This window comes from Vineibacter terrae, from assembly GCF_008039615.1.
GTDB classification, from domain to species: Bacteria; Pseudomonadota; Alphaproteobacteria; order Reyranellales; family Reyranellaceae; genus Vineibacter; species Vineibacter terrae.
In genome coordinates this window covers 1-12,991 of sequence record NZ_VDUZ01000026.1, presented here as the reverse complement: position 1 = coordinate 12,991, position 12,991 = coordinate 1, and the positions used below count along the sequence as shown (strand labels likewise).

12 protein-coding genes and 1 pseudogene are annotated in these 12,991 nt (G+C 69.3%); 5 read left to right on the top strand and 8 right to left on the bottom strand.

The window, feature by feature from the left end:
* Positions 1-41 precede the first annotated feature (41 nt).
* Entirely contained in the window at positions 42-560 is a 519-nt protein-coding gene (locus tag FHP25_RS21570) for a hypothetical protein (RefSeq protein ID WP_147849037.1), read from the bottom strand.
* 30 nt (positions 561-590) lie between these two features.
* Positions 591-1,532 carry a peptidoglycan-binding domain-containing protein gene (locus FHP25_RS21565; RefSeq protein ID WP_147849036.1) on the bottom strand — a complete coding sequence of 314 codons (942 nt, stop codon included), beginning with the start codon at positions 1,530-1,532 and terminating at the stop codon, positions 591-593.
* A gap of 92 nt (positions 1,533-1,624) precedes the next feature.
* Between FHP25_RS21565 and FHP25_RS21560 the strand changes: the two genes are divergently transcribed.
* Together FHP25_RS21560 and FHP25_RS21555 are read left to right on the top strand one after the other, a co-directional pair.
* Complete coding sequence (locus FHP25_RS21560) at positions 1,625-2,452, top strand: response regulator (protein WP_147849035.1); 828 nt, start codon at positions 1,625-1,627, stop codon at positions 2,450-2,452.
* A 259-nt stretch (positions 2,453-2,711) separates the two neighbouring features.
* Complete coding sequence (locus tag FHP25_RS21555; protein WP_147849034.1) at positions 2,712-3,863, top strand: M20 family metallopeptidase; 1,152 nt, start codon at positions 2,712-2,714, stop codon at positions 3,861-3,863.
* 154 nt (positions 3,864-4,017) lie between these two features.
* Here FHP25_RS21555 and FHP25_RS21550 read toward each other — a convergent pair whose 3' ends face one another.
* Positions 4,018-4,911 carry an alpha/beta fold hydrolase gene (locus FHP25_RS21550; protein WP_218578494.1) on the bottom strand — a complete coding sequence of 298 codons (894 nt, stop codon included), beginning with the start codon at positions 4,909-4,911 and terminating at the stop codon, positions 4,018-4,020.
* 33 nt (positions 4,912-4,944) lie between these two features.
* The gene (locus tag FHP25_RS21545; protein WP_147849032.1) at positions 4,945-6,237 is read right to left on the bottom strand and encodes an aminotransferase class I/II-fold pyridoxal phosphate-dependent enzyme; all 1,293 of its coding nucleotides are present in this window, start codon (positions 6,235-6,237) and stop codon (positions 4,945-4,947) included.
* A gap of 134 nt (positions 6,238-6,371) precedes the next feature.
* On the opposite strand from FHP25_RS21545, the gene FHP25_RS21540 reads away from it, so the two are divergent.
* Positions 6,372-7,343 carry a fatty acid desaturase family protein gene (locus FHP25_RS21540; RefSeq protein ID WP_147849031.1) on the top strand — a complete coding sequence of 324 codons (972 nt, stop codon included), beginning with the start codon at positions 6,372-6,374 and terminating at the stop codon, positions 7,341-7,343.
* A gap of 209 nt (positions 7,344-7,552) precedes the next feature.
* Positions 7,553-8,410, top strand: coding sequence for an HpcH/HpaI aldolase/citrate lyase family protein (locus FHP25_RS21535; RefSeq protein ID WP_218578493.1), 858 nt, complete (start codon positions 7,553-7,555; stop codon positions 8,408-8,410).
* Positions 8,411-8,547: 137 nt separating this feature from the next.
* Here FHP25_RS21535 and FHP25_RS21530 read toward each other — a convergent pair whose 3' ends face one another.
* From FHP25_RS21530 to FHP25_RS21520, 3 genes are all read right to left on the bottom strand, one after another.
* Positions 8,548-9,321, bottom strand: coding sequence for an SDR family NAD(P)-dependent oxidoreductase (locus tag FHP25_RS21530; protein WP_147849030.1), 774 nt, complete (start codon positions 9,319-9,321; stop codon positions 8,548-8,550).
* Between the two features lie 114 nt (positions 9,322-9,435).
* Positions 9,436-10,677: a thiolase family protein gene (locus tag FHP25_RS21525; protein WP_231712421.1), complete on the bottom strand. Its 1,242-nt coding sequence runs from the start codon at positions 10,675-10,677 to the stop codon at positions 9,436-9,438.
* 9 nt (positions 10,678-10,686) lie between these two features.
* The gene (locus FHP25_RS21520) at positions 10,687-11,802 is read right to left on the bottom strand and encodes a CaiB/BaiF CoA transferase family protein (protein ID WP_147849028.1); all 1,116 of its coding nucleotides are present in this window, start codon (positions 11,800-11,802) and stop codon (positions 10,687-10,689) included.
* A 101-nt stretch (positions 11,803-11,903) separates the two neighbouring features.
* On the opposite strand from FHP25_RS21520, the gene FHP25_RS21515 reads away from it, so the two are divergent.
* Entirely contained in the window at positions 11,904-12,686 is a 783-nt protein-coding gene (locus tag FHP25_RS21515) for an enoyl-CoA hydratase/isomerase family protein (protein WP_147849027.1), read from the top strand.
* Between the two features lie 191 nt (positions 12,687-12,877).
* On the opposite strand, the pseudogene FHP25_RS41925 reads toward FHP25_RS21515, so the two are convergent.
* Positions 12,878-12,991 (bottom strand): annotated as a pseudogene (locus FHP25_RS41925) (IS5/IS1182 family transposase); the annotation flags it as partial.

The following is a 12,991-nucleotide window of genomic DNA, read 5'->3' as shown; positions in this document are numbered from 1 at the left end:
CGATTTTGTATCGTCTGTATCGCGGCAGCCCCCGCGCCTGCCTAGCGCCGCAGGCGTGCCTGCAGGCCTGCCAGGGTCACGCTCTGGTCCCAGGTGAAGACGAAAGGCGCGTCCCTACGGGTGGCGAGGCCGAAGACGTCGCCGGCGACGCTCTCGTGCGGATGGTTGACGGGATCTCCCCCCAGATAAAAGAAAGCCTCTCCGCACAGCCATTCATCGCCGTGTCGCGGCGAGCCCGGGTGGGTGGCGGCGCCGGGGTATCGGAAGCATAGCTGTGTGGATCGCGATGCCTTCTCCAGCTTCCATTCGCCGATGAACAGACGCTTCTCGCCCGCGTACCAGAGAAACGCGCGCCCGTCGGCCGGCGTGTAGAACACATACTTGCTGTAGTACAGCCACGTCCGGTCCACCAGGCGCTGGCGCCACGCCTGCAGCGGCTTGTCGGGCGGCACGAATGGCTCCGTCGGTGCCGTCCAGCCGTGGCCGCGCGACGATATCGGTGACGAATACCAGCAGCCGCCCAGCGCCAGCGCGGCAAGAGCCCATATGAATCGCAGCATGGTCGTCACATCCAACAGCCGGCGGGCCGCTCAGTCCAGATGAACATTCGAGATCCGGAAGCTGGTGATGCCCCGATAGTAGGCGGCTTCCATGCCGACGCCGCCGATGGGGATGTCCATCGCGGCGAAGCTGGGCTTTGTCGGCCCGTTCCAGTCCTCCGACTCGTCGCCCATGCCCTTCACGCCGGCCATCGACTTGAAGACGCTTGCCGCCTTGCTGACGGTTTCGAGGTCGGCGTATTTCTCGGCCCGCGCCGAGGTCGCAAGGGCCTTCAGGACCGGCGCCTTGGCTGCCAATTTCAGCGCGCCCGACAGCTTGCCGGCGACGGCGAGGCTCCAGTCCCATTCGTCGAACGCGACCTCGTTGAGATCCTTGGGCGAATAGATGCCGGTGACGAACGCGACGATGGCGCCGGCGCCGCCGCCGGCGCCCCAGCCGTTGACGCGTCTTGTGTATGCCCTGAGGATGAATTTGTTGGAGGGCGCCTTGAGATTGTACATCGTGGCGATCACCCAGTCGTAGCCGGCCGGTCCGACCATGCCGCCGACCTTTACCCCCGCGCCGAACCAGAGCATCCCGCGCTTTTCCCAGTAGGGCTTGTCCTCCTCGACCGGCATATCGACACCCGGGAACGGCGGCTTGTAGGGAGTCGTGGCCTGCGCCCTCAGCCATGCCTCGTATGCAGCCCGGCTGGCCTGCGGCGAGATCAGCGACTGGAACAGCGTGTCCAGCGTCCTGCCGCCCGGATCCACGCGGCAGTCCGGGTTGTTCATGCCGATATAGAGCTTCTGGAAGGCGCCGATGGCCTTGTGGGTCTGGGCGCCGCAATGGCCGTCGACCGCCAGCATCGGCACCTCGGGCAGCTTGCTCTCCATGATCCAGCGGTTGAGCCGGATTTGGATCGACATCACGTCCTCCCTGACGTTCCTGCCGTTCTTGCCGACCGATTGATTGATGAAGGCGTAGGACATTGGCGTGCACCTCGCTGGGACTGCGTTGCGCGGCACTTTAGCGGCGGTGCGTATCGCGCCCGTGTCGTGCAGCCGTCGGCTTTGTATCGTCCATGTCGCAGCGTGAAAGCGGTCAGGGTGAATTGACCTGCGTTTCGCTGCTGGGCAAGGTTCGTCCGGGCTGGTGGATCAACTACAGCCAGCACCGGGAAGATCGAGTAGTGATCCAGGAAAAGAGCACGCGTCCGCATATCGCAGTCGTCGAGGATGAGCCGGCCCAGCGCCAGCTTCTGCTCGACCACCTTGGCCGCAACGGTTTTCGTGTGTCGGGTGTCGATGGCGGTACAGCCTTGCGCCGGCTGGTCGAGCGCGATGCTCCGGACCTGGTCCTGCTCGATGTCGGCCTGCCCGGCGAGGACGGCTTCACGCTGGCGCGCTGGCTGCGCGAGCGCAACGGCCGGATCGGCATCATCATGGTCACGGCGGCTGGCGACACGATCGACCGGGTCGTCGGCCTGGAGACCGGTGCCGACGACTACATCCCCAAGCCGTTTGACCCGCGCGAGCTGCTGGCGCGGGTCAAGAGCGTGCTGCGCCGCACCGGCGCGGCCGTGCCGACGCTCGGGCCGCGTGTGCGCATGGGGCGCTGGGTGCTCGACCTCGAGAAACGGGTTCTGGTCGATCCTGCCGACGGTGCCGAGCAGGGCCTGGCGGCCAGCGAGTTCGACCTGCTCAGGGTGTTCGCGGAGAATCCCAACCGGCCGCTGGCGCGCGACTGGCTGCTGGAGGTCACCGCGCATCGCGAGATGGAGGTGTTCGACCGCGCCATCGACCTGCGCATCACGCGCCTGCGCCGCAAGATCGAGGTCGACCCGGCGCATCCCGACGCGATCCGCACGGTGCGCGGTGTCGGCTACATGTTCGTGCCGCCCCGGGACTGATTTCCTTCTCCCCGCCTGCGCGGCAGGGCATTCGCATATGACCTCGCTGTCATCCCGAGCGCCAGCGAGGGATCTCCTGCGGCAGGGCGCACGGTGCGCAATTCGCGGGAGATCCCTCGCTACGCTCGGGATGACGGTAGGGGCATATGCGAATGTCCTGGCCTGCGCGGGGAGAAGGGAAGAATCCCCGAACAGCCTTGCACGCGTCCAGGAGTCATGCTGCGCTCGGCAGCAGGGAACCGCCGAGGATCATCAGGACATGTCGACTGCCGCCCTGAAGAACGAGCCCAGGATTGATCCCGACGAGGTGCTTGACGGCATCCTCGAATGGGTGAGCATCGAGAGCCCGACGCATGACGCGTCCGCCGTCAATGTCGTCGTGGACAAGGTCGAAGGCCAGTTCCGCGATCTCGGCCTGCAGGTCGAGCGCACGCCCGGCCGTGACGGCTTCGGCGACATCCTGGAATGCCGCACGCCCTGGGGCGGCGACGGGCCGGGCATCCTGGTGCTGGCCCATCTCGACACGGTGCATCCCATCGGCACCATCGGCAGGGAGCTGAAGATCCGCCGCGAAGGCGACAGCGTCTTCGGGCCCGGCATCTACGACATGAAGGCGGGCGGCTACATCGCCTACTATGCGCTGCGCCATCTCATCCGGCAGGGCAGGAAGAGCCGGCTGCCCGTGACCTTCCTGTTCATCCCCGAGGAGGAGGTCGGCAGCCCGACCTCGCGCGAGCGCATCGAGCGCGTCGCCCGCGGCCACAAATACTGCCTGGTGATGGAGCCCGGCCGCGACGGCGACAAGGTGGTGACGTCGCGCAAGGGCGTCGGCCGCTTCGTGCTCACGGTGACGGGCAAGGCGGCGCATGCCGGCGCCAAGCACGAGGACGGCCGCAGCGCCATCCTGGAGATGGCGCGGCAGATCGTGCGCATCGAGGCGATGACCGACTACGGCCGCGGCATCACCGTCAATGTCGGCCTGGTGCAGGGCGGCACCGGCGTCAATGTCGTGCCGGCGCAGGCCACGGCGGAGATCGACCTGCGGGTGCCCGACACAGCGCTGGCCGAGGAGATGACCGCCACCCTGCTGGGGCTCAAGGCGATCGGCGAGGATGTCGAGGTCGCCGTCGAGGGCGGCATGAACCGGCCGCCCTATCGCAAGGACGCCGGTATCGGCGCGCTGTTCGAGAAGGCGCAGGCGATCTACCGTGAGATCGGCAAGGAGCTGAAGGATGTGCCGCTCACCGGCGGCGGCAGCGACGGCAACTTCACCGCCGCGCTGGGCATTCCCACCCTCGACGGCCTGGGCGCCGACGGCAAGGGCGCGCATGCCGCCTACGAGCAGATCTACTTCTCGTCGCTGATGCCCCGCACCTATCTCTGCGCCCGCCTGCTGGAGACCCTGGAGTAGTCTCTCCTCTCCCGTTGTGCGGGAGAGGAAGGGGCCCATTGCGCTGCGCGCAATGGGAAGGTGAGGGGCCAAGGACGAGGTGCCGTGCGTGAAGCCCTCACCCGGCTCGCTTCGCTCGCCGACCTCTCCCGCTTGCGGGAGAGGTGAAGACATTTCACCCCGCCACAGGCAGCGCCCGCAGTGCCGCCACGACGGCGTCCGGCGCTTCCTGCGGCAGGTTGTGGCCGATGCCCGGCAGGACGCGGCGCACGTACGGACCGGTGAAGTAGCGGTCGTGCCGCTGCGACTGCTCGGCCGGGCCGACGCCGTCATGCCCGCCATGCAGCACGATGCTGGGCACGGCGATCAGAGGCCGTGCCGCCAGTCTTGCTTCGATCGGCTCCAGCGCCAGGTCGCCGGGCGCATAGCCGAAGCGGTGGCGGTAGGACTGGATCACCACGTCGACGAAGTCGGGGTTGTCGAACGAGGCGGCGCTGCGGTCGAACGTCGCGTCATCGAAGCGCCATTCGGGCGACCACAGGCGCCACAGCAGCCGGCAGATGTCGCGCCGGTTGGCGGTCAGTCCGGCGCGGCCGCGTTCGGTGTGGAAGTAGTACTGGTACCAGAAGCGGTGCTCCTGCTCGGCCGCGGCCGGCGCCGCCGATGCGGCGATGTCCTGGATGTTGTAGCCGCTGACGCTGACCAGGGCGCTGGCGCGCTCGGGCCACAGGGCGGCCACGATGCAGGCGGCGCGGCCGCCCCAGTCGTAGCCCGCCAGCGCCGCGCGCCTGATGCCCAGCGCGTCCATGAAGCGCAGCAGGTCATGGCCCAGCGCCGCCTGTTGCCCCGATCGCGGTGTGTCGGGCGACAGGAACCGCGTCGGCCCGTAGCCGCGCAGATACGGCACCAGCACGCGCCGTCCGTCGGCAGCCAGCGGCGGCGCCACGTGGTCATAGGCGCGCGGGTCGTACGGAAAGCCGTGCAGCAGGATCACCGTGGCGCCGTCAGGCGGGCCGTGCTCCTCGTAGGCGATGTCCAGCACGTCGGTGCGGATGGTGCGATGGGCCATGCCGGCGAGCATAGCGGCGCCCGATCGCCGCTGTCACGCCGGGCGCGAGCGCCCGGCGTCCTCCTTCTCGACCGCCGCCAGGGCGATGCAGAGCGCGATGCCTTCGGCGGCCGCACGCACCTCCTCCAGCGAGGGAAAAGTCGGGGCGATGCGCAGCGTGCGGTCATGCGGGTCCTGGCCCAGCGGCCAGGTCGCGCCGGCCGGCGTGAGCGCAAGGCCAGCCTCCTTTGCCAGCGCTACGACGCGCCTTGCGGTGCCGTCGGCGGCGTCGACGGTGATGAAATAGCCGCCCTCGGGCCTGGTCCAGCGCGCCGCGCCCAGGCCGGCGAGATGGCGCTCCAGGGCTTCCGCCACGGCGTCGAACTTCGGCGCCAGCAGGGCGCGATGGCCGTCCATGTGGCGATGCACGCCCTCGATGTTGCGCAGGAAGCGCAGGTGCCGCAGCTGGTTCAGCTTGTCCGGTCCGATCGTGCGCTTGCTGGCCCGCGCCAGGTACCAGCGCACATTGGCGGCCGAGGAGGCGAACAGCGCCAGACCGGCGCCGGCCAGCGTCACCTTGGAGGTCGAGGCGAAGATGAACGGCCGGTCGGCATGCCCGGCGGCGGCGCAGGCCTCCATCACGTTGAGGATGTCGTGCCGCCGCGCGGTCAGATGATGGACCGCGTAGGCGTTGTCCCAGAACAGCCGGAAGTCGGGCGCACCGGCGCGCATCGCCGCCAGGCGGCGGATCGTCGCGTCGTCATAGACCTCACCCGAGGGGTTGGAATATTTCGGCACGCACCACATGCCCTTTACGGCCGGATCGGCCGCGAGCGCCTCGACGGCGTCCATATCGGGGCCGTGTCCGGTCATCGGCACCGGCAGCATGCGGATGCCGTACTCCTCGCACAAGGCGAAGTGCCGGTCGTAGCCCGGCACCGGGCAGATGAAGGCCGGCGCCGCTTCCTTCGACCACGGCTCGGCGCTGCCGGGCACGCCCTTCAGCAGCGCCCAGGCCAGGCAGTCATGCATCAGCGCCAGGCTCGAATTGTCGCCGACCACGACCTGGTCGGCCGGCACGCCCATGATCGGCGCGAACAGGGCCCGCACCTCCGCGATGCCCTGGACGCCGCCATAGTTGCGGGCATCGTCTCCCGCCTCGGTGAAGTGGTCGCCGTTGCCGGGCAGGGAGAACATCGGGTTGGCCAGGTCGAGCTGCGCCGCGGACGGCTTGCCGCGCGTCATGTCGAGCTTGAGCCCGCGGGCGCGGAACGCGTCATAGGCGTTCCTCACGCGCGTGCGCAGGGCGCCGAGGTCGGCAGTCGAAAGGTCGGCGATCGCGTTCATCGTGGGTCCAGTCCGCGCCAGGGGAGGCGAGGGGGTGATACAATCGCGCGGGCCCGGATGCCAAGGGGCGAAACAGGCAGGCTTGGTTGACAGCACGACGCACCCATGACCACCCTGGGGTGTGGAGCGGATGCATGCTGGCCAAGCCGACCGACTATTTGACTGCCGACGAGATGCGCACGCTGCGCCGCAAGTCCGATATCGTCGGCGCGCTGCTGGTTCTGCATGCCTGGGGGCTGATCCTCGGCGCCATGGCGCTGTTCGCCTGGTGGCCCAATCCGCTGACCTTCGTGCTGGCGGTGATGGTGATCGGCACGCGCCAGCTCGGCATCGCGATCCTGATGCATGACGCGGCACATGGCCTGCTGTTCGACAACCGCCGCCTCAACGACTGGGCGGGCGTGTGGCTGTGCGGCGCGCCGGTCGGGGCCAGCATGGCGTTGTACCGGCCCTATCATCTCACCCACCACCGCCGCACGCAGCAGCCGGACGATCCCGATATCGGCCTGTCGGCGCCGTTTCCCATCACGCGCGTCAGCCTGCGGCGCAAGATCGTGCGCGACCTGGTCGGCAGCACCGCCTACCAGCGCCGCGGCGAGCAGGTGCGCCGCGCCATGGGGCCGCGCAGCCGGACGCTGCCGGCGCGGCTCGCCAGCCTGCTGCGCGGCGAGCGCGACTTCTTCATCACCAATGTGGTGCTGCTCGCCGGCCTGGCGCTGGCCGGCTCCTGGTGGCTCTACCCGCTGCTGTGGCTGCTGCCGCTGGCGACCTGGTATCAGCTGGTGAGCCGCATCCGCAACATCGCCGAGCACGCCGTCGTGCCCGACAACGACGATCCGCTGCGCAACACGCGCACGACCTATGCCAACCTGCTGGAGCGGCTGTTCGTGGCGCCGTACTGGGTGAACTATCACCTGGAGCACCACCTGTTCCTGTTCGTGCCGTGCTGGCGCCTGCCGGCCGCGCACCGGCTGCTGCTGGCCAAAGGCCATGGTCCGAAGATGGAGCTGCGGCGCGGCTATATCGAGGTGCTGCGGCTGGCCACGTCGAAGCTGGTCGACGGCCCGCGCGATCCATCGCGTCAGCGCGGGATCCAGCACATCTGATTTCCCTCTCCCGCGAGCGGGAGAGGGAGGGGCCCGTGGCGCGCAGCGCCATGGGAGGGTGAGGGGCCAGGGACGAGGCGCTGCGTGTGCAGCCCCTCATCCGGCCGCCGCTGCGCGGCGTCCACCTTCTCCCGCAAGCGGGAGAAGGATTGCGCCGCGTCTGTCGATATGATCGGCTCGCGCCAACCTCACCTTGATGGAAAGCATCGATGATCCGCTCCTACCTCTTCGTGCCCGGCGACGACCACCGCAAGCTCGACCGCTCGACGCAGTCGCCGGCCGACGCCCTGATCTACGACCTGGAGGACGCGGTCGGGCCGGACCGGAAGGAAGCGGCGCGCGCCATCGTGCGCGACCACGTCAAGGCGCGCGGCGCCGGCGGCCACCACAGGGTCGTGCGCGTGAACAGCTTCGCGACCGGGCTCACGGCCGGCGACCTGGCGGTGGTGATGCAGGCGGCACCCGACGCGATCCTGCTGCCCAAGTGCGAGGGCCAGGCGGAGATCGACCGGCTGGCGGCCATGCTGGAGGTGACGGAGGCGCGCGAGGGCATAGACGCCGGGCGCACGAAGATCCTGGCGCTGGTCACCGAGACCGCGTCGGCGGTGCTCACCGCATCATCGGTGCGCCTGTCGCATCCGCGCCTGGCGGCCCTGACCTGGGGCGGCGAGGATCTGTCGGCCGATGTCGGCGCGCTGGGCAAGTACGGCCCCGACGGATCGCTGGACGACACCTTCCGCTACGCCCGCGCCGTCTGCCTGCTGGCGGCCAGTGCCGCCGGCGTCACGCCGCTGGATACAGTCTATCCCGACTTCCGCGACGCGGCCGGCTTCGAGGCCGACTGCGTCACCGCCAAGCGCATGGGCTTCCTGGCCAAGACCGCGATCCACCCCAGCCAGGTCGAGGTGATCAACCGCGTCTTCAGCCCATCGGATGCCGAGCTGGAATGGGCCCACAAGGTGGTGGCGGCGTTCGCGGCCGCGGGCACCGGCGGCGTCACACAGCTCGACGGCAAGATGCTCGACAAGCCGCACCTGCGCCTGGCGCATCGGCTGCTGGGGAACTGATCCTCCCCCAACTGCGTTGGGGGAGGTGGCCGAAGGCCGGAGGGGGAGCCGACGTGGTCTCAGTCACGAGGACCACGTTGTCTCCCCTCCGCCCCTTCGGGGCACCTCCCCAGCTTCGCTGGGGAGGAAGTCACAAGCTACCGCGCCTGCATACGCGCGCCGGCGTCGACGCTGATGGTGGTGGCGTTCAGGTACGTGTTCTCGGCGATGTGGCGCACCAGGGCGGCGAACTCGTCGGGCCGGCCCATGCGGTTGGGGTAGAGGATCATGCGGTCGACGATGGACTGAGAGACCTTGGGCGGCAGGCCGGCCACCATCGCCGTGTCGAACAGGCCCGGCGCGATCGACACCACGCGGATGCCATGCTCGGCGAGGTCGCGCGCCACCGGCAGGGTGAGGCCCATCACGCCTGCCTTGCTGGCAGCATAGGCGGCCTGGCCGACCTGGCCCTGCCAGGCGGCGCCCGACGAGGTGTTGATGATCACGCCGCGCTCGCCGGTATCGCCGTCGGGCGCGTTGCGCATCATCGCCACCGCCGCGAAGCGGATGATGTTGAACGTGCCGGTCAGGTTGACCGCGATCACCTTGTTCCAGGTCGTGAGCGGAAAGGGCTCGCCCTTCGACACCGTCTTCGCCGAATCGGCGACGCCGGCGCAGTTCACCGCCACATGCACGGCGCCGAACGCCGCCATTGCCTGGTCGATGCCGGCCTTGACGCTGGCCTCGTCGGCGACGTCGACGACAGCCGTCATCGCCTGCTCGCCCAGGGCATCGCGCAGTGCCGCCAGCCGGTCGGCGTCGCGATCGAAGCCCACGATGCGTGCGCCGGCCGCGGCCAGCGCCCGGCACGACCCCAAGCCCAACCCCGATGCCGCGCCGGTGACGACAGCGACCTTGTCCTGCAGCTGCATTGAAATCCTCTCGATCAAAAAGAAGTCATCCCGAGCGCAGCGAGGGATCTCCCGCGATGGCGCACCGTGCCTCATGCGCAGGAGATCCCTCGCTGCGCTCGGGATGACAGTATTTCACCGGCCCAGGATGGTGACGCAGGCCACGGCTTCCTCGATGCCGTGCAGGCCGCCGCCGTTCTCCGCCAGCGCCAGGCGCGCGCCTTCGACCTGGCGGGCGCCGGCCTCGCCGCGCAATTGCGTGACCAGCTCATGGATCTGGCCGATGCCGGTGGCGCCCACGGGGTGGCCCTTCGATTCGAGGCCGCCCGACGGGTTGACGGGGATGCGGCCGCCGATCGTGGTCTCGCCGCGCTCGGAGATCGCGCCGCCGTCGCCGAAGGCGCAGAAGCCGAGATTCTCGATCTGGATGACCTCGCCCATGGCCGTGGCGTCGTGCACCTCGGCGACCGAGATGTCGGCGGGGCCGACACCGGCCTTGTCGTAGGCGCGCTTGGCGGCCAGCGCCGTGCAGTGCTTCTCGACCTGCGACGGATCGCGGTCGCTGCCGGTCTGCACGACGCAGGCCAGCACCCGGATGGCGCGGCTTTCGTCGATGCCCAGCCGCTTCAGCCCGCTCCTGGTGGCGACGACCGCGGCGGCGGCGCCGTCCGAGATCGGCGAGCACATCGGCAGGGTCAGCGGGTAGGTGATGGGAGGCGCCTTGAGCACCTCCTCGACGCTGTAGGCGTCGCGGAACTGCGACAGCGGGTTCTCGACCGAGTGCCTGTGGTTCTTGGCGGCGACCGCCGCCAGCTGGCGCTGGGTGGTGCCGAAGCGCTTCATGTGCTGGCGCGAGAACGCGGCATAGACGTCCATGAAGACGCTGTAGGGCTTGTCCGACGTGGTGCCGTCGGGCACCGCGACGCCCTCGCCGAGCTTCAGCAGGCGCTCGCGGATCTCGCTCTCGCGGCTGACGTCCCAGGCGCTGTCGAAGGAGGCGAACATCAGCTTGCGGTCGGTGGAGAACATCTTCTCCGCGCCCAGCGCCAGCGCGACATCGCCTTCACCGGCCTTCAGGAAGGTGACCGCCAGGTTGAAGGCCGAGGAGCCGCTGGCGCAGGCGTTCTCGACGTTGACCACCGGGATGCCGCCGATGCCCATCGAGCGCAGCGCGATCTCGCCGCGGATCATGTGCTGGCGCTCCATGTGGCCCTGCGAGGCATTGCCGAAGTAGGCGGCCTCGACCTCGCTTTTGTCGACGCCGGCATCTGCCAGCGCCGCCGCGACCGCGTTCTTCGACAGCGTCTTCATGTCGGTGTCGAGCATGCGTCCGAAGGGCGTCATGCCGACGCCCACCACGTAGATGTCCTCCATCATGTCCTCCGTTCAGCCGTTCGTGCTTGTCCCGGCAAGCGGCGCCAGGATCTCCTCGGTATGCTCGCCCAGCCGCGGCGCGTCGCGTTGCGGTCCCGGCCGCTCGCCGGAGAAGACCAGCGGCTGCGCGACGTGCCAGCGCGTGCCGCCGTCACTGCCGTCAACGCGGCGGAACAGGCCGCGGGCGCGGAAGTGCGGATCGTCGGCGGCCTCGGCCAGTCCGTTCACCGGTCCCCAGGGGATGCCGGCCGCGTCGAGCGCCGCGCCCCAGGCATCACGGTCGCGCGTCGCCATGATGTCGGCGATGCGCCGGGTGAGCGCCTGGGTCTGCGCCACCCGCTCGCCGCGCGTCAGCGCCGCGGCGTCATCCATGCCGATCAGGCTGCAGAAGGGCCGCCAGAACCAGTCCTCGTGCGCGATCGACAGCGACAGCAGCTTGCCGTCGGCGCAGCGGAACAACCCGTAGGCGGGCTCGGCGCCGATATCGGCGATCGGCACGCCGTTCAGCGCCGGGCCGATCATCACCGACATCCAGGAGACCAGGCCGTCGGTCATCGAGACATCGACATGCTTGCCGCGGCCGGTGCGCGTGCGCTCGAACAGGGCGGCGAGCGTCCCCAGCGCCGCGAACATGCCCGACGACAGGTCGCCGACCGCGACCTCGCCGGGGTTCGCGGTGCTGCCGGTCTCGGCATGGCGGAACAGGAAGCCGGCCACCGCCTGGTAGGAGATGTCGTGCGCCGGCCGGTCGCGGTACGGACCGGTCTGGCCGAAGCCGGAGATCGAGACATAGACCAGCCGCGGGTTCAGCGCCGCCATGGCGTCATAGCCGAAGCCCAGACGTTCCATGGTGCCGGGGCGGAAGCCCTCCATCAGAACGTCGGCGCCGCCGACGAGGTCGCGCAGCGCCTGCCGGCCAGCCTCCGTCTTCAGGTCCAGCGCCACCGAGCGCTTGTTGCGGTTCAGCGCCGCGTGGAATGCCGGGAACTGGCGGGCGGGATCGCCGCCGCCCGGCCGCTCGACCAGAATGACGTCGGCGCCCATGTCGGCGAGCAGCAGCGTGGCATAGGGGCCGGGATACTGCTCGGCCAGGCTGACGATCCTGATGCCGTCGAGGGATAGGCTCATCCCGGATACTCCTTGCGCGGCCTCACGGGCCGCCTAGAATATGACTCATAGAACAATCTAGTTACCCGAAAGTCAATTCCTGCAAAGCGAAGGAGCGCACGATGGCGGCTGCCGTTCTGTCCGAGATCCGTGGTGGGGCGATGTGGATCACGCTCAACCGTCCCGACGCGTTGAACGCGATCACGCCCGACGTGGTCAGCCGCATCAACGCCGCCGTCGCGCAGGCCGCGTCCGATGACGGCGTCAAGGCCGTGGTGCTGACCGGCACGGGCCGTGCGTTCTGCGCCGGCGCCGACCTGAAATACGTGCGCAGCCAGGTCGGTGGCGGGGCGGCGGTGTCGGGCTTCCTCGACAGCGTGCTGGCGATGATGGAGCGGCTGGAGACCTGCCCGCGGCCGGTGGTGGCGGCGCTGAACGGCATGGCGCTGGCCGGCGGGCTGGAGCTGGTCCTGTGCTGCGACCTCGTGATCGCGGCGCGGTCGGCCAAGATCGGCGATGCGCACGCCAACTACGGCCTGCTGCCGGGCGGCGGCAGCTCGGTGCGCCTGCCGCGCAAGATCGGCCCGACCCGCGCCAAGTACCTGCTCTACACCGGCGAGTTCGTGCCGGCCGCGGACCTGGTGGCCGCCGGTCTGGTCAACGAGGTGGTCGACGATGCCGAGCTGACGGCGGCAGTCGAGCGGCTGATCGCCAAGCTGGCGCCCAAGAGCCCGCTGGTGCTGCGGCGGATGAAGGCGCTGGTCGACGACGGCCTGCAGCAGCCCAGCGCCACGGCGCTGCGGCTGGAGCTGCTGGCCAGCGAAGTCCACGCCCAGAGCCACGACATGAAGGAAGGCCTGGCCGCCTTCGAGGAGAAGCGCAAGCCGAAGTTCCTGGGGCGCTGACCCTTCAAACCCAAACCCTCTCCCCGCGGGAGCGGGGAGAGGGAGGGGCCCGCGCGCAGCGCGGGAGGGTGAGGGGTACGATCGGTCAGCCTCACCGTTTTGATGCATGGCTTGAATGTTCCTACCCCTCACCTTCCCATGCCTGCGGCATGGGCCCCTTCCTCTCCCCGCTCCCGCACTAGGGCCTGTTTTCAAACCCCGATCCAGATGAGGATACAGGCGATCAGCGCCATGGCGAGGTAGTTGCGGGCGGTCTTTTCGTAGCGAGTAGCGAACCGACGGAACCGCTTGAGGCGATTGATGCA